This is a genomic window from Demequina mangrovi, from assembly GCF_000759715.1.
Taxonomy (GTDB): Bacteria; Actinomycetota; Actinomycetes; order Actinomycetales; family Demequinaceae; genus Demequina; species Demequina mangrovi.
Genome location: NZ_BBLU01000002.1, coordinates 257,384 through 272,647 on the forward strand (window position 1 = coordinate 257,384; position 15,264 = coordinate 272,647).

The following is a 15,264-nucleotide window of genomic DNA, read 5'->3' on the forward strand; positions in this document are numbered from 1 at the left end:
GACCGGCCGCGGAGGTCACCCCTCCGTGGCCGGCTTCTCCGCGTGCACCACCCGCAGCTCGTCGGAGCCCACCAACGCCCGGCTGATCGCCTTGCCCCTGGCGGAGTCCCCTCCCGAGCCGTAGACCATCCTGACGTCGGCGAAACCGACCTCCTCGAACATGAGCCGGATCGCGTCCTCGTCGGACGGGTCCACCGCGTCCGACGTCGGATGCATCACATGCTCAGGCATCCCGTCCGGCCAGCGCATACCCAGCTGGACAGCCGCCCGACCGCCGGGTGTCAGCACCCGCAGCATCTCCGAGAAGGCACGAGCCGGGTCCGGGAGGAACGGGAACGCATCCATGAGCGTCACCACCATGAAGGTGTCGGCCGGCCACGGCAGCACGGTCGCATCGCCGTGAACCACCTCGGCGGTGCCGTCGAGGATCCTCTCGGCGAGGCGCCTGCGGGCGAGTCCGACCTTGGCCTCCGACCAGTCGATCCCCGCGACGCGGCGCGCCTGCGCGGCGTAGTCGACCAGGAACCCGCCCCAGCCGCATGCGACATCGAGGACCGAGTCGTCGGGACCGATCCCCGCCGCCTGCGCCATCAGCCGGTACATGGGTCGCCCCATCTCGGAGTTGATCCAGCTGCCGACCCGTCCAGGCAGAGTGCCCTCGGCGAGGTGCGCTTTCATCGGTCTCACCGACGCGGCGACGGCCATGCCGCCCGCCACCACCGTGCCCGCCACCACTGCAGACCTGTTCATGACCATGCCTCCTTCCAGGCCGGTCCGGAGGTGTCCGGGTCCACGGGCGGAAGGGCTTGCTCCTCCTTTCAGGCTACGCCGATGCGCGAGAGCGTGGGGGGCAGGCTCTCGCCTGGCAGACCGCCGCGTCCGGGACGAGGATGGAGGCATGCCTCTTCACGAGCTGCCGGACATGCCCGAGCACACCGTCGGGTTCCGGGCGACCGGGCTGGTCTCCGCCGAGGACTACCGCGCCGTGTTCGATCCCGCGCTCGACCGGGCGATCGCCACGGGCACCCCGGTCAACGTGGTCTACATCCTCGGCCGCGAGTTCGACCGCTACTCGGTCGGAGCGCTGTGGGAGGACCTCCGGCTCGAGGCGCAGCCGCACGACTCGTGGGGGCGCCTCGCGCTGGTGACCGATCACGCTCTGATCGCCGAGGTGATCCACCTGCTGTCGTTCGTGCTCCCGGGGCACGTGCGGATCTTCCCCACGGACGCCGAGCGCGAGGCGGTCGACTGGGCGAGCGCCTCGCCCGAGTGAGCGACGGCTCGACGCACGGGTGACACGTCTCGCCGCCGGTCCCTCGCCGAGGGCGGAGCTCTCCCCCGGTCACGGGATCGCGTGCGGATCGAGGCGCGCGACCCCTCCGCGGATCGGGGTCCGGTCGGGGTCCACCGCAGCGGGCGGGATGAGCCACGGCAGCCCGTTCCGAAGCTCCAGCTCCCACTCGGTCGAGTGCAGCCGGACGTGACATCCCGTGCAGAGGAGCACGCCGTTGTCGAGGTCCGTGCCACCGCCGTCGCTCCAGAACCTCACGTGGTGGACGACGCACCATGTCGGCGGGGCGAGGCACCAGGCGCACCCTCCATCGCGTTCGGCGATGGCCTTGCGCTGCGGTGCGGCGAAGAGACGCCGGCTGCGACCCCAGTCCAGCGGGAGGCCGTCACCGCCGAGCACGGAAGGGATCACAGCGGCATCCACGGCCATGAGGCGAAGGGTCGAGGCGCTGATCGGCCCGCCGAGCGAGTCGCACGTGCCGACGCCGAGACCGGTCTCGAGCGCCTCGTGGTCGAGCCGTACGACGACCTCGGAGCGGACCCCGCTCCCCGGCTCGGCGCATCCGAGGCAGTGCTGCGCCAGCGCCACCAGCGCATCGGCCCGGATCTGTCCCGCGGTCCTCGCGTCACCGGCGGCGGCCACGCGGTCGTCACGGCGTCGCTGGAGCACGTCCCTCACCTGAGCGTCGAGCAGCGCGAGCACGGGCGCGGCCGATGCGGCGTCGAGCCGGGCCCGCAGGGTCACCATGCCGTCGTGGTCGCGGCCGACCAGCAGCTCGCGCTGGTCACGGTGCCGGCGCTCCTTCTCCTCGAGCGAGGCACGGTCATGCAACGCGATCGCCTGCTCGCACGCACGACGCAGCTCGCGCAGCGTGAGCCGTTCCGCCTTTGCGACGAGCCGCGCCTCGAGCCCCTCAGGGACGTCGCCGATCGTGTCGAGGGTGCGCTCGAGCACCTCGACCGCGGCGGCACCGATGCGGCCGCCGCGGAACGCTCGGCGGACCACCTTGTGCCGCGACGCCTCAGGATCGCCACCCGCGTCGATGAACTGCTGGGCGCCTCGCTCATCGATCCCGAGGCGCTGAGCCGTCTCGCGGCGCCGCCCCTTCACATCGCTGGGCTTCGGTGAGCCGTGCGCGCCGCACGAGCGCCGCATCGACTCGGCGGCGCCCGCCGCGACCGCGACGCCGGCATGGCGGTACACCGCCGCCGACGCCTCCTCGAACAGGGCGAGCTCCTCGGCGGACAGCGCCCCGAGGTCGCGCCCCTCGAAGCCGCGCAGCGCGGCGATCGCCGCCACCAGTCGAGCCGCAGAGAAGGTCATGAGGCAAGTTCATCACGGGGGTCTGACACTCGACCTCGGATATCATCCCTGGTACCTGTGGATTTGCAGACTGTCTTCCGGCCTGGGGACATCGCCGCCGAGGCCCACGCCGAGGCCCACGCCGAGGCCCTCGCAGGGGCGCACGCCGAGGCGCACAGCGCCCGCCACGTCCGACGCGCGTCAGCCGATCTCGACCTGCGCGCCCACCGTCAGCGCGGTACGGCTGAACGGCACCTTGCCCTCGGCGTCCCACGCGGTCGAGCCGTCCTTGCCCGTCCAGGCGTTGACGTTCGCGCCGAGCGTCCCGCGCAGGTACCCCCGGATGCCGTGATCGCCGGGGACGCTGCTGTCGAGGTCCTCGAGATCCCACTCGACCGGGAACTGCGCCGTGCCACCGGCGTGGAGACGGGCCTCCGCGAACGGCGGCAGCGCCGAGCGCAGCGCCTCGGGCGACGTGCCCACCGGCGCGGCCACGACCCCCAGGTCGGTCTTCACCGGGCCCGCCGCATCGGCCCGCTGAAGCGCATCGTGCTGCGCCCGGGTGAGGCCCAGGACGCCGCCGTGCTTGGTCGACACGCGCAGGTGATAGCGCTCGCTCTCGAGCGGCACCCACGGCGTCGGCGCCTCGAGGTCCGTCGACACCATCGGGCGGTAGCCGATCGACGGGATCACGTCGACGTAGAGGTACCAGCGGTCCTCGCCGTGCGCCTTGAACATCGTCGGGCCCTCGACGCCGTGGCCGGCGGCGTAGCCCTCGCCGATGCGGGTCTGGACCTCGCGCCACCGCGCGCCCGGCTCCCACCACCGCTTCTCGTCGGTGACCTCCATGAACAGGCCGCGACGCGTCGCCCCGTTGTCCTTGGTCACGCGGTAGGTGCGGCCGCCGTGCTGGATCATCGTGGTGTCGATCGTGTCGTCGCCCTGGTCGAGCAGCACGCCGCCGAAGGCCCAGGTCTCCTGGGTGAAGTCGGTGGTGGTGCCCCACAGGATCACCTGGTGGTCGCCCACCGTCGAGGTCCAGTACACGACGAACGCGCCCTGGCCCTCGCCGTGGAAGTCTTCGACGTATGTCGTCTCGGCGGCCCACATCATGCCCATCTCGGGCGCCCCCTCAGCGGGCTCCCCCGACGGGCCGAGCGCGACGTCGAGCTGCCGCAGCGGCGACCACGTGATGAGGTCGCGCGACTCCCACACGTTCATCCGGGTCGAGTAGCCGCGCGACCACGCTCCCCAGCCCGCCTCGTCCCCGCCGAAGACCCGCAGGTCGGTGCCGAGGATGAAGTACGTGCCGGTCTGCGGGTTGTACGTGAGGTGCGGGTCGCGCACGCCCGTGGTCCCGAGGTGCGAGGCGAGGATGGGCCGTCCGCCGTTGAGCGGGAGCCATCGCTCGGGGTCGTCGCCGTCCGAGAGGTCGAGGTAGATCTTCTCGGCGTAGCCCTCGGGGTCCTCGAGGAAGTGGACCATGAGGTAGCCGTAGGGCTGATCGCCCTCGGGATGCGGGCTCATCGCACGGTCACCGTCACGGCGACCTCGCGAAGCTCGGGCAGGAGCTCCTCGTCGGTCTCCATGTCGAGCACGGGCATGCCGTCCGAGGCGAAGTGGACGCGGCGCACGAACATGTCGCGACCGGTGAGGCCCTTGTGGTCGGTGCGCGCGTGGAAGACGTAGAGCAGGTTGCCGTCCTGGTCCTCGGACCACATGCCGTGGCCGGTGCCCAGCTGCATCTCGCCGTTGAACGGGCCCGACTTCTGGATCGGGTAGTTGAGCCGGGTCCACGCGGCCGGGTCGGTGAGGTCGACGCCCTCGCCCGCCGTCGCGGTCACCAGGCCGGTGGTGTAGCTGTCGCCCACGGTCGAGCCGGAGTAGAGCATCCACAGGCGGCCGTCGCGCACCAGCACGTTCGGGCCCTCCGCGATGAAGTTGTCCCACGCGTACTCGGGAGCGATGATGCGGACCGGCTCCGAGGTGAGGCGGGTCGGCTCGGCGGGGTCCATCGTGGCGATGAACACGCTGCCGAGCATCTGCCAGGCGTAGTAGTGCGTGCCCGAGTCCTCGAAGTACGTCATGTCGAGCGAGATGCCCTGGATCTTGTTGAGCGCCGAGCCGTCGGCGCAGACGACGTGGCGCGTCGCCGTCCAGTGCTCGGGCACGGTCGGGTCGAGGTGGTTCCCCGCCTCGTCCTTGCGCAGCTGGACGATGCTCGCGCGACCGGTCCACATGTCCGTCGGGTCTCCGTAGGACGGCATGAAGAGGATCGACAGCGTGCCGTCGATCATGTGGATCTCGGGCGCCCAGAAGCAGCCGGTCATGGGCTCGCCCTCGGCGTCGAGCGAGCCGTGGACCAGCAGGTCCACCTCGGTCACGCGGCCGGCCTCGAGGGCGTCGTCGGAGAGGTCCTCGATGCGGTCGGCCATGCGGATGGGCATCCCGACGGGCTCTCCGGCGTTGCTGACCGGATCCATGTGGAGGTCCTTGGTCGCGATCATGAGGAACTTCTCGACGCCGTTGAAGTCGAAGCGGTAGACGCTCGGGTCGGCGCGCTCGTCCGCGAACGGGGTCGGGTAGACCTCCTGGCGGACGCGACCGGTCACCTCGTACGTCCCGGGGACGGCCGTGTCGACGGCCACGAGCGCGGCGGCGTCCCATGCGATCGCGAGGGAGCCCGCGGAGCCGTCGCTGTAGTCGAGCTCGAGGCGCGCGGGCAGGTCCGCGACCGTCACCTCGGCGCCGGGCGCGACCTCGACCGCGGGCAGCGCGCGCGCGCCGGTGTTGACGATCGGGCCGAAGCGCACCTCGAGGCCGCGCGCGACCTCGGCCGAGGCCGCGACGGGGGCGCCGTGCTCGAGGCCGTCGACCGCGCCGGGCTCCGCGGGGCTGACCGATGCCGCGTCGGCGAGATCGCCGACCGCCGCGTGCCAGGCCTCGCCCGCATCGTCCGTCCAGGACACGAGGTAGGTCTTGCTCTCCGCGTCGTAGCGTGCGGCGGGACGATGCACGCCGCCGGTCGTGCCGAGGTCGAGCAGCCCGAGCTCGGTGTAGGAGAGCAGGTCGGGCGACGTCGCGACGAGGACGCTCGACCGCTCCGTGCCGTCGGGCTCGCCGCCGCGCAGCACGCGCGTCGCCACGACGCCGAAGCCGCCGTCGGCGAGGTCGAACAGGTGCGGGTCGGTGAGGGATCGCATGATCTCCTCGGTGGTCCCGGCCGCCGCGGGGGTCTCGGACACGAGCGGGAAGAAGATGCCGTAGTCGTCGAAGAGAGGCGCGAAGCCGTCGGGGCCCTCGAGCGCGAGGTGCATGCTGAGCGCGACGTCCTCGTTGTTCGCCTCGGCGGTCGTGGTGGGCGTGCGGTGGTAGGCGCGGACGCGGCGCTCCATCGAGTCGGTCACTGGCGCTCTCCTTCGAGTCTGAGGTGCGGGCGCCCGCGCGGCGCGGGGGATGCGCGGCGCGTGCGGGCTGAGAAGAATTTACATCGTTTACCGCCGGGGCTCCAACGCTGCCGGGCGGCCGCATCGGCCGACGTGAAGAAGGTCACCCGGAGAGCGTGCGCGCGAGGCGCCGCCCGGCCTCCTCGAGGCACCGCTCCGCATCCGCCATCGCCGCCTCGCGCGAGCCCGCGAGCGCGGTCAGCTCCACGGACGGCACCCCTGGGTCCGCCGCGATCTCGCCCGCGATCACCGCGACGCGCGGGAAGGTCGCGAGCGCATGCCCCGCCACCTTGCCCATCGACGACTGCGCGTCGAAGCGCCCCTCCCCCGTGACGACGACCCCGGCGCCCGCCCCCTCCCGGTCGAGGCCCGTCACGCGCGCGACCTCGGGCGCACCCTCGACGAGCGTCGCGCCCCACGCGAGCAGCGCGTAGCCGACCCCGCCCGCGGCGCCCGCGCCCGGGGCGTGCGGATCCGCGCCCAGCCGAGCCGCGACGGACCGGAGCCGCGCCTCGAGCGCGACCACGTCCGCGGCCGACGCCCCCTTCTGGGGCCCGAACACCGCCGCCGCGCCCCCGGGGCCGAGCAGCGGCGCGCGCACGTCGCACAGCACGGTCGCGCCGCCCGGCGGCGGGCGCCGATCCCCGAGCGCCTCGAGCACCGGCAGCCCGCCGTCGGTCGAGGCCGAGCCACCGAGCGCGATCACCAGCCGCGTCGCCCCCGCGTCGATGGCATGCGCCATCACCTCCCCGAGACCGCGCGACGTCGCGCCTAGCGGATCGGGCCTCGCCATCAGGGTCAGCCCCGCGACGGTCGCGAGCTCGCACACCGCGGTGCCGTCCCCGAGGTCGAGCCACGCGCCCGGCACCTCCGCTCCGTCCGGTCCCGTCACCGGCCCCGCATCACGCAGCACCGCCGCGGGCAGCGCGCCACGGACGGCCTCGAGGGTGCCCTCGCCGCCGTCGGCCTGCGGGATCTCGACCACCGCATCGTCCGGCCTGACGCCCCGCCACCCGCGGGCGATCGCGGCCGCCGCACGCTCCGCGGGACAGGTGCCCTTGAACGCGTCCGGGGCGACCACGACGCGCATCGTCAGCCCCGGCTCCGCGCCCGTGCGACCACACGCCCCCGCTGCGAGCGCGGGAAGCGCGCGAGCATCTCGCGCAGCTCCTCGGCCGTCGCGTCGGAGCCGAAGGCGTCGGTCGGAGGCTCGAAGGCCACGCCGGCCGCGAGCGGGCCGGCGTCGACCGGGTCGAAGCCGAGCGCGTCGACCAGCGCCGCGACCGCGGCCCTGTCTCCCGGATCGTCACCCGCGACCGCGATGCCTCGGCGGTCCGGGTGCCCGGCGGGCAGCGCGAGGTTCTCCAGCTCCCACACGCTCGCGTGGTTGAGCGCCTTCACCACCCGGGCGCCGTCGAGGAACGCGGCGACGGTCTCCGAGGTCGACGTGGTCGGGTCGTCGAGCTCGGGACGGGCGCCGTCGAGCTCCCACCAGTAGTTCATCGCGTCGACCACGAGCCGCCCGCGCAGCAGCGGCGCGGGCAGCGTACGGAACCTCCCGAGCGGGATCGCGAGCACCACCACGTCACGCGTACATGCCTCGGCCGGGTCGTCCGCGGACGATGCGGTGGCGACGTCGAGCCCCGCGTCCCGCGCCAGGCGCGCGAGGACGGCGCCGACCCTGCCCCGCCCGAGGATCCCGACGGAGGCGGGCACGGGCGCGGGCCCGCCCACGTGCGCATCGTCCACGCGCCCGAGGCTACCCGCGGGTCAGAGCTTCTCGATCTCGATCAGGGCGTACACGCCGTCGTCGGTGAGGTAGGCCATCGCGTCGGCGACGGCGATCCCCGCCTGCCGGATCAGCGCCGCGACGTCGTCGAGCGACCACCTCGGCGCGACCGGCCACGCCGCCCCGGAGTCCGCCGCGGGCCTGTCCGCGAGCATCGCGGACATCACCATCGCCCCTCCCGGACGGACCAGGGAGAAGACGTGGGACAGCGCCTGCGCGGCGGCCTCGCCCGAGCGCTCGACCAGCAGGTCGAGCGCCTCGACGAAGTCCTGGGACTCCGTCTCGATCGGCGGATCGAGGGAGGCGAGCGCTTCGCCCCTCGTGAGGAAGCGATGCTGCTCGGCGTCCACGCTGTGCGCGGCGAGCAGCCGCCTCGTCACCCCCAGCGAGTCCTCGCAGGTGTCCACGAACGTGACCCGAGGGTCGGCGCCCGCCTCGCGCGCCTCGGCGGCGCCGGCGATGAGCGCGACCGCGGGGCCGCATCCGAAGCTGGTCCACCGCACCGGGCGCCCGACATCGATCGCCGAGCGCACCGCGAGCCACTGCGCGAGACGGGCACGGGCGCGCAGCGCGACGGCGTCGCGGGCGACCGTGAGGTAGCGCCGCGTGAGCGCATCCACGGGTGCTCCCGTGAAGACGGTCGGCCCCGCACCCGGCCGCGACAGGCGCGGCGCCTCGGGCATGTAGACGTTGGGCATCGCGGCGGCCGTGCCCAGGCGGGCGGACCACTCCGCGAACGCCGGGGTCGAGACCGGCGAGGGATGCGCATCGGCATCCTGCCTCCCGACGGCGGACTCGTCGTCCACCGCCACTCGCAGAACCCTCAGCCCTGACGGGTCCAACGCGGCCCCGTTCATCCGCACGTCACGCTTCGCGAAGCGCAGCGCGGCCCCCTCAGCCGTGTGCACCATCAGAACCTCCGCATCCCCCGCCGGCCGGCGGTCCCCCAGGACGAGAATGCCGACGGGTTGCCCCGCCGGCGTCGGTATCACGATGTTATGACCGCGCTGGTGTTTCGGCAAGGCGAACGGATCGCGGGCCTTGATCCGCCTCACGGATCGACCCCGGGTCAGGCGTCCCTCCCCCCGTTGTCGGAGGCCGGGCGCACAATGGCGGGATGACCGACGACCTCGCGACCCGCGATCCCGAGCCGCGCGGCCGCCCGGCGCCGCCCGCGGGGGTCCCGCACGCGGTCTCGCGACGCGACAACGCGGTGATCTGGGTGCTCATCGTCGCGGCGTTCGTGGTGATCCTCAACGAGACCGTGATGAGCGTCGCGATCCCGCACCTCATGGAGGACCTCGCGATCTCCGCGGTCGACGCGCAATGGCTCACCACGGCCTTCCTCCTCACCATGTCGATCGTCATCCCGGTGACAGGCTTCCTGCTGCGCCGCTTCCACACCCGGCCGGTGTTCCTCACCGCGATGTCGCTTTTCGTGTCCGGCACGCTCATCGCGGCGCTCGCCCCCGGCTACGAGGTGCTCCTGATCGCGCGCGTGGTGCAGGCCTCCGGCACCGCGATCATGCTGCCGCTGCTCATCACCACCGTCATGCAGCTCGAGCCGCCGGAGACGCGCGGGCGCCGCATGGGCTCGATCTCGGTGGTGATCGCTGTCGCGCCCGCGATCGGTCCGACCATGTCCGGCCTCATCCTCAGCGTGCTGCCGTGGCGCTTCATGTTCGTCTTCGTGCTGCCGATCGCCGGTGCGGTGCTCGCGCTCGGGTGGCGGCTCGTGCGCAACGTCACCGAGCCCACGGACGTGCCCATCGACATCCTGTCCGTGGTGCTCTCGGCCCTCGGCTTCGGCGGGATCGTGTTCGGGCTCAGCCGCATCGGCGAGGCAGGTGGCGGTTCCGTGCCCGCCTCGGCCTTCGCGTCGCTCGGTGTCGGCGCGGTCGCGCTCGCGCTGTTCGTGTGGCGCCAGCTGGTGCTGCAGCGCATCGACGACGCGCTGCTCGATCTGCGCACCTTCCGGGTGCCCACGTTCGCGGTGTCGATCGTGATGTTCGTCATCCTCATGATGTCGCTGTTCGGGATGATCATCCTGCTGCCGCTGTTCATGCAGAACGTGCTGGGGCTCACCGTCCTCCAGAGCGGCCTGCTGCTGCTGCCCGGAGGCCTGCTCATGGGCCTGTGCGCGCCGGGCATCGGCCGCGCGGTGGACAGGATCGGTCCACGCCCCCTGCTCATCCCCGGCGCGGCGCTCGTCGCGGGCGTCCTGTGGTCGTTCGCGTTCGTGCTGTCGGAGTCGACCCCGTGGTGGGTGCTCCTCGCGTGCCACGTCACCATGAGCGCCGGGCTCGCGCTCATGTTCACCCCGCTCTTCGCGGCGAGCCTCGGGTCGCTCCCCCCGCACCTCTACGCATACGGCTCGGCGACCGTCTCGACCGTGCAGCAGGTCGCCGGCGCCGCGGGCACCGCGCTGTTCGTGTCGACGATGGCCGCCGTCGCGGCCTCGCAGGAGAGCGCGGGGGTCGACGCCGTCATCGCGGAGGCCACCGGGATCCGCGCCGCGTACCTCGTGGCGGCCATCCTCGCCACGGGCGCGGTCGCCGCATCGTTCTTCATCCAACGGCCGGCGGACTCGCCCGGACCCGGCCACGCCGCCCATTGAGCCTGTGCGGACTCACGCCTCGAAGCGGGTGACCTCGTCGCCCGCGAGCACCGCCGCGACGCGGTGCCGCATCTCGAGCGACAGCGGCGGCAGCGCGTCCTCGTCGAACCACGCGACCTCGGAGTTCTCGCCGTCCGCAGGATGAGGCTCGCCGCTCACGTAGCGGCAACGGAACGTGAGGTCGAGGAACTGGACCCGGTCGCCGTTGGGGTAGATCGCGGGCTCCTGCACGTGCACCCAGGCGAGCGCCTCGGGTTCGGCGACCACATCGGCCTCCTCCAGGCACTCGCGCGCGGCCGCGACCGCGGGCTGCTCCCCCGGGTCGATGATCCCGCCGACCGTCGCCCACACCGCGAAGTCGGGCCGATGCGCGAGGAGCACCTGGCGGACGCCCGGCCGGTCAGGCGAGGGACGGACCACCACGGCCGTCGCGCTCATGATCCACAGCGGGTGCGAGCCGACCTTCCGGCGCAGCTCGAGGATGAACTCGGGGGTGGCCATGCCTCACGCTACCGAGGGGAGCGCCGCGTCACCAGGCCCACGCGCACACGTCGCCGGGGGCGGCGCCCGCCGCGACCCGGGCCGCCATCTCCTCGGACATCTCCGGCAGCGCGTCGAGCTCGAACCACGCGGCCTCGAGGTTCTCGCCGTCCGCGGGATGAGGCTCGCCGCTGACGTAGCGGAAGCGGAACGTGAGGTCGAGGTACTGCGAGCGGTCGCCGTTCTCGTAGGTCATCTCGGGCAGCGCGTTCACCCGCTTGAGAGCCTCGGGCTCCGCGACGACCGCGGTCTCCTCGAGGCATTCGCGGGCGCCGGCCACCGCCGGCTCCTCGCCCGGATCGATGATCCCGGTCACGGGCGTCCACGCGCCGTTGTCCGCACGGCGGACCAGCAGCACCTGGCGCCCGCCCTCACGCTCGGGCGAGGGCCGCAGGACCACGGCGGTCACCCCGGGGAGCCACAGGAGGTCGGTGCCGATCTTCTCGCGCAGATCGAGGATGAACTCGGGTGTCGCCATGCCGCCACGCTACCGTGCGCGCCTCAGCCGCTCGGGGCCTCGATCCTGGTCCACCCGGGATGCTTGGGGGTGCGCCCGTCGCCCGACGAGCGGCCCGTCAGGCGACGCCCGATCCACGGCAGCACGTACCGGCCCACGTAGCGCGCTTCCTCGACGACTCCGGGGCGTCGCGGGTCGCCGGCCGGCGCGACGGGGAGGTCGCTCTCGACCCCCATCGCCGCGAGCACGCGCGCGGCGACCCGCGAGTGGCCGAGCGGGTTGAGGTGCAGACGGTCCTGGTCCCAGTACGCGGCCCGGCGCATCTCGGGATCGCGGTAGTTGTCGACGAAGGTCACGTGCGCGTGCTCCTCGGCGATGACGTCGATGAGCGACATGAGGACGTCGGCGCGCTCGGAGAACATGCGCCCGCGCGGCAGCCGCTCGGTCGGGTCCGGGCCCGACAGGATGACGAGGCTCACGCCGGCCTCGGCGGTGCGGTCGACCACGCGCCGGGTGAGGGCCTCGATGCGCGCATCGTCCCAGCCGGTCCGCATCATGTCGTTGCCGCTGCCGTTGAAGGTCATGACGTCGGGCAGCGGGTCGAGCGCGAGCGCCGCGTCGCACTGCTCGGTCGCGATCGGCTCGAGGAGCCGCCCGCGGATCGCGAGGTTCGCGTACTCGACGTCGCCGTGCGCGGACGCGAGGCCGATCGCCACGAGGTCCGCCCATCCGCGCATCGTCCCGTCGGGCCGGGGGTCCCCGACTCCCTCGGTGAAGCTGTCTCCGATCGCCACGTATCTCACGCCAGCCGACCATAGCGGCTCGACGGGCGGGCGAGCAGCGCGGCGGCCACGGAGCCCCGTGGCCGCCGCCCCACTGCATCAGGCCTTCGCGGACTCCTCGGCGGGTGCCCCGACCGCGCGGTCGGTCGCGTCGCCGAGCCCGATCTCCGCCGCACGCGTCGCAGCGTGACGGCCGGCGAGGTAGCCGAAGACGAGCGCCGGGCCGAGCGTCGAGCCCGCACCCGGATAGGTGCGACCGCAGACCGAGGCCGACGTGTTGCCCGCCGCGTACAGGCCCTCGATGACCTTGCCCTTCGCGTTGATCACGCGCGCGTCCTCGTCGGTGAGCAGGCCGCCCTTGGTGCCGAGGTCGCCGAGCACGATCTTGAGCGCGACGAACGGGCCGCGCGCGATCTCGCCGAGGTTGGGGTTGGGGCCGTGCGTCGGGTCGCCGTAGTAGGTGTCGTAGGCGTCGTGACCGCGCCCGAAGTCCTCGTCGACGCCCTTGCGCGCGAAGCTGTTGAAGCGCTGGACGGTCGCCTTGAACGTCGCCTTGTCGACCCCCATCTTCTCGGCGAGCTCCTCGAGCGTGTCCGCCTTGACGGCGACGCCCTCCTCGTAGAAGGTCTTCGAGCCCATGAGGAACGCGTTGTTGAGGTAGCGGCGGCGGTGCCGCACGTCGAGGATCATCCAGCTGTGGTTCGTCCGCTCCAGGCCGCGCTCGATCATCGCGTGGCCGAAGTCGACGTAGCTGGTCGACTCGTTGACATAGCGGCTGCCCTCCTGGTCGACGACCATCGAGAACGGCATCGACCGCTCGGACACGATGAACGTCGGACCGCCCTTGCTGGTGGGCGCGACCGAGGGGCCCCACCACGCGTCGTCCATGAGCGCGACGTCGGCTCCGTGCCGCATCGCGATCTCGATCGCACCCCCGAGGTTGGCGGGGTTGCCGGACGACTGCTCGTCGTCGAGGCCCTGGTACGTCTTGCGCCACTCGGCGTTGTGGTCGAAGCCGCCCGCGCCGAGGTGCACGCCCACGCGCGTGCGGATGCGGCGATCGCCCTCGGGACCGCCGATCACCGCGCCGACCACGACGCCCTTCTCGACGACGAGGTCGACCAGCGGCGACTCGAGCCGCACCTCGGTCCCCTGCTCCTCCTTCGCGATGTACATGAGCCGCGCCGCGAGCGACATGCCCAGGCCCGTGAGCTTCTTGCCCGTCACCGCTCCGCCCAGCGCGCGGAACACGAGGTTGGCGCCGCCGATCATGCCCGAGAACGTCGACCACGACCGCGCGAGCAGGTACGTGTCGCCCGCGAACAGCGGCAGCCCCGGGGGCAGCGTCTCGCGCGCGTGGCCGTACCAGGCGCCCAGCTTCTTCACGTCGAACGGGGCGGGCTCGACGGTCCGTCCGCCCGCGATGCCGCCGGGCAGATCCGGGTAGTACTCGGGGTACTTCTTCGCGGTCTTCCACACGAGCCCGTGATCCTCGAGCCAGGAGTGCACCACGGGAGCGGTCCGCACGAAGGCGTGACGACGCTCGAGGGACGATGCGGGTCCGACCTCCTCGGGCGCGCCGACGCACGCGTCCATGTAGGTCAGCACCTTGTCCTCGGAGTCCTCGACGCCGATCTCCTTCATGCCCGGATGAGTGGGCAGCCAGCAGCCGCCGCCGCTCATCGCGGTCGATCCGCCCCACTTGTCGGAGGCCTCGACCACCAGCACCGCGAGCCCCTCGTCCGCGGCCGCGATCGCCGCGGACATCGCTCCGGCTCCCGTGCCGACCACCAGGAGGTCGACCTCCTCGTCCCATTCCGCCATGTCGCTCCCCTTCGAGTCAGCACCGGACAGCGTTGTCCGGTTGGTGGTCACGACATTACCGGACAGGGTTGTCCGGTTGAAGGGCTGGGGCGATTCCCAATGACACGCGTGAACCATGATGCGCAAGGGACGATGCGACGACCTCACCAGCCCCACGGAGCACGTGCGGCACATGCGTCATTGGGAATCGACGCGCGACGGGCGGGCTCAGCCCATGCGCACCACGAGCGAGCCGCGGGCGCGACCCTCGCGCAGGTCCGCGAGCGCGTCCGGCACGCCCCCGAAGCCGTAGGTGCTGACCGCGGGCGCGAGCCGCAGGTTCCGTGCGAGCGCGAGGAATTCGGCACCGTCCGAACGTGTGTTGGCCGCGACGGAGCGCAGGTCGCGCTCGTAGAACAGCGAGCGGTCGTAGTCGATCTCCGGGATGGGCGACATGTGGATCCCCGCGCTCACCACGGTCCCGCCCCGCACGGTGGCGTCGAGCGCCTGGGTGAGGATCGCACCCACGGGCGCGAACACGATCGCGGAGTCGAGCAGCTCGGGCGGGTTCGCGGCCTCGTCGCCGACGAAGTCGACCTCGAGCTCGCGCGCGAGCGCCTGGTTGCGCGCACCCCGCGTGATCGCGACCACCGTGGCGCCGGCGGCCTTCGCGAGCTGCGCGGTGATCGACGCGCTCGAACCGAAGCCGTAGATGCCGAGCACTCCCCCGGGAGGCAGGTTCGCGCGGCGCAGCGCGCGGTAGCCGATGATCCCGGCGCACAGCAGCGGCGCGAGCGCGAGCGCCTCGTCGTCATGCGGCATGGGGTAGGCGTAGGCCTCGGGGACGGTGAGCAGCGCGGCGTAGCCGCCGTCGTGGTCCCAGCCGGTGAAGGTCGCCTCGGGGCACAGGTTCTCGCGGCCGGAACGGCACCACCGGCACGTGCCGCAGGTGCGGTGGAGCCACGCGACGCCCACGCGGTCGCCGAACCCCACCGACCGCACCGCGTCCCCCGCGCCGACCACGGTGCCGACCACCTGATGGCCGGGGATCACGCCGGGACGATGCACCGGCAGGTCGCCGTCGATCACATGGAGGTCGGTGCGGCACACGCCGCACGCCTCGACCTCGACGAGCAGCTCGTCGGGACCCGGGACGGGGTCGGGCACGCGCTCGCGAGCCAGCGCGCCGTCGCGGGTCACCCATGCCTCCATGGACACCTCCGCCACCAGTGAAGCA

14 protein-coding genes are annotated in these 15,264 nt (G+C 72.7%); 2 read left to right on the forward strand and 12 right to left on the reverse strand.

Annotated elements, in window-relative coordinates; genetic code table 11:
- Positions 1–15: 15 nt before the first annotated feature.
- Positions 16–750, reverse strand: a complete 735-nt coding sequence (locus TR42_RS14065; RefSeq protein ID WP_161786612.1) for a class I SAM-dependent methyltransferase — start codon at positions 748–750, stop codon at positions 16–18.
- Positions 751–898: 148 nt separating this feature from the next.
- Between TR42_RS14065 and TR42_RS03100 the strand changes: the two genes are divergently transcribed.
- Positions 899–1,273, forward strand: coding sequence for a SpoIIAA family protein (locus TR42_RS03100; RefSeq protein WP_042212893.1), 375 nt, complete (start codon positions 899–901; stop codon positions 1,271–1,273).
- A gap of 69 nt (positions 1,274–1,342) precedes the next feature.
- Here TR42_RS03100 and TR42_RS03105 read toward each other — a convergent pair whose 3' ends face one another.
- From TR42_RS03105 to TR42_RS03130, 6 genes are all read right to left on the reverse strand, one after another.
- Positions 1,343–2,614, reverse strand: a complete 1,272-nt coding sequence (locus tag TR42_RS03105; protein WP_081953135.1) for an HNH endonuclease — start codon at positions 2,612–2,614, stop codon at positions 1,343–1,345.
- A 180-nt stretch (positions 2,615–2,794) separates the two neighbouring features.
- Positions 2,795–4,120 (reverse strand): glycoside hydrolase family 43 protein, encoded by a 1,326-nt coding sequence (locus TR42_RS03110; RefSeq protein ID WP_074789121.1) that lies wholly within the window; start codon positions 4,118–4,120, stop codon positions 2,795–2,797.
- Positions 4,117–6,000 (reverse strand): family 43 glycosylhydrolase, encoded by a 1,884-nt coding sequence (locus TR42_RS03115; RefSeq protein WP_052405545.1) that lies wholly within the window; start codon positions 5,998–6,000, stop codon positions 4,117–4,119. Before TR42_RS03115 ends, TR42_RS03110 begins: the two co-directional genes overlap by 4 nt.
- 142 nt (positions 6,001–6,142) lie before the next feature.
- Positions 6,143–7,129, reverse strand: coding sequence for a glycerate kinase family protein (locus TR42_RS03120; protein ID WP_042212895.1), 987 nt, complete (start codon positions 7,127–7,129; stop codon positions 6,143–6,145).
- A 2-nt stretch (positions 7,130–7,131) separates the two neighbouring features.
- Positions 7,132–7,788: an NADPH-dependent F420 reductase gene (locus TR42_RS03125; protein ID WP_236623319.1), complete on the reverse strand. Its 657-nt coding sequence runs from the start codon at positions 7,786–7,788 to the stop codon at positions 7,132–7,134.
- Between the two features lie 21 nt (positions 7,789–7,809).
- Complete coding sequence (locus TR42_RS03130) at positions 7,810–8,739, reverse strand: class I SAM-dependent methyltransferase (RefSeq protein WP_143058880.1); 930 nt, start codon at positions 8,737–8,739, stop codon at positions 7,810–7,812.
- A 206-nt stretch (positions 8,740–8,945) separates the two neighbouring features.
- Between TR42_RS03130 and TR42_RS03135 the strand changes: the two genes are divergently transcribed.
- Positions 8,946–10,445, forward strand: a complete 1,500-nt coding sequence (locus TR42_RS03135; RefSeq protein WP_042212899.1) for a DHA2 family efflux MFS transporter permease subunit — start codon at positions 8,946–8,948, stop codon at positions 10,443–10,445.
- A 12-nt stretch (positions 10,446–10,457) separates the two neighbouring features.
- Here the strand turns inward: TR42_RS03135 and TR42_RS03140 are convergent, their stop codons facing one another.
- From TR42_RS03140 to TR42_RS03160, 5 genes are all read right to left on the reverse strand, one after another.
- Positions 10,458–10,946 (reverse strand): NUDIX hydrolase, encoded by a 489-nt coding sequence (locus TR42_RS03140; RefSeq protein ID WP_042212900.1) that lies wholly within the window; start codon positions 10,944–10,946, stop codon positions 10,458–10,460.
- A gap of 28 nt (positions 10,947–10,974) precedes the next feature.
- On the reverse strand, positions 10,975–11,463 hold the full coding sequence (locus TR42_RS03145; protein ID WP_042212902.1) for an NUDIX hydrolase: 489 nt from the start codon (positions 11,461–11,463) through the stop codon (positions 10,975–10,977).
- Positions 11,464–11,486: 23 nt separating this feature from the next.
- Positions 11,487–12,245 carry an SGNH/GDSL hydrolase family protein gene (locus tag TR42_RS03150; RefSeq protein ID WP_042212904.1) on the reverse strand — a complete coding sequence of 253 codons (759 nt, stop codon included), beginning with the start codon at positions 12,243–12,245 and terminating at the stop codon, positions 11,487–11,489.
- A 78-nt stretch (positions 12,246–12,323) separates the two neighbouring features.
- Positions 12,324–14,048: an FAD-binding protein gene (locus tag TR42_RS03155; protein ID WP_042212905.1), complete on the reverse strand. Its 1,725-nt coding sequence runs from the start codon at positions 14,046–14,048 to the stop codon at positions 12,324–12,326.
- A 207-nt stretch (positions 14,049–14,255) separates the two neighbouring features.
- Positions 14,256–15,239, reverse strand: a complete 984-nt coding sequence (locus TR42_RS03160) for a zinc-binding alcohol dehydrogenase family protein (RefSeq protein WP_042213028.1) — start codon at positions 15,237–15,239, stop codon at positions 14,256–14,258.
- Positions 15,240–15,264 lie beyond the last annotated feature (25 nt).

What these genes read in the sequence shown, in the direction of transcription:
- TR42_RS03155 (WP_042212905.1), bottom strand. Translation starts at nt 14,048, where the DNA reads ATGGCGGAATGGGACGAGGAGGTCGACCTCCTGGTGGTCGGCACGGGA.
- TR42_RS03110 (WP_074789121.1), bottom strand. Translation starts at nt 4,120, where the DNA reads ATGAGCCCGCATCCCGAGGGCGATCAGCCCTACGGCTACCTCATGGTC.
- TR42_RS14065 (WP_161786612.1), bottom strand. Translation starts at nt 750, where the DNA reads ATGAACAGGTCTGCAGTGGTGGCGGGCACGGTGGTGGCGGGCGGCATG.
- TR42_RS03120 (WP_042212895.1), bottom strand. Translation starts at nt 7,129, where the DNA reads ATGCGCGTCGTGGTCGCCCCGGACGCGTTCAAGGGCACCTGTCCCGCG.
- TR42_RS03140 (WP_042212900.1), bottom strand. Translation starts at nt 10,946, where the DNA reads ATGGCCACCCCCGAGTTCATCCTCGAGCTGCGCCGGAAGGTCGGCTCG.
- TR42_RS03160 (WP_042213028.1), bottom strand. Translation starts at nt 15,239, where the DNA reads ATGGAGGCATGGGTGACCCGCGACGGCGCGCTGGCTCGCGAGCGCGTG.
- TR42_RS03135 (WP_042212899.1), top strand. Translation starts at nt 8,946, where the DNA reads ATGACCGACGACCTCGCGACCCGCGATCCCGAGCCGCGCGGCCGCCCG.
- TR42_RS03130 (WP_143058880.1), bottom strand. Translation starts at nt 8,739, where the DNA reads ATGGTGCACACGGCTGAGGGGGCCGCGCTGCGCTTCGCGAAGCGTGAC.
- TR42_RS03105 (WP_081953135.1), bottom strand. Translation starts at nt 2,614, where the DNA reads ATGACCTTCTCTGCGGCTCGACTGGTGGCGGCGATCGCCGCGCTGCGC.
- TR42_RS03100 (WP_042212893.1), top strand. Translation starts at nt 899, where the DNA reads ATGCCTCTTCACGAGCTGCCGGACATGCCCGAGCACACCGTCGGGTTC.
- TR42_RS03145 (WP_042212902.1), bottom strand. Translation starts at nt 11,463, where the DNA reads ATGGCGACACCCGAGTTCATCCTCGATCTGCGCGAGAAGATCGGCACC.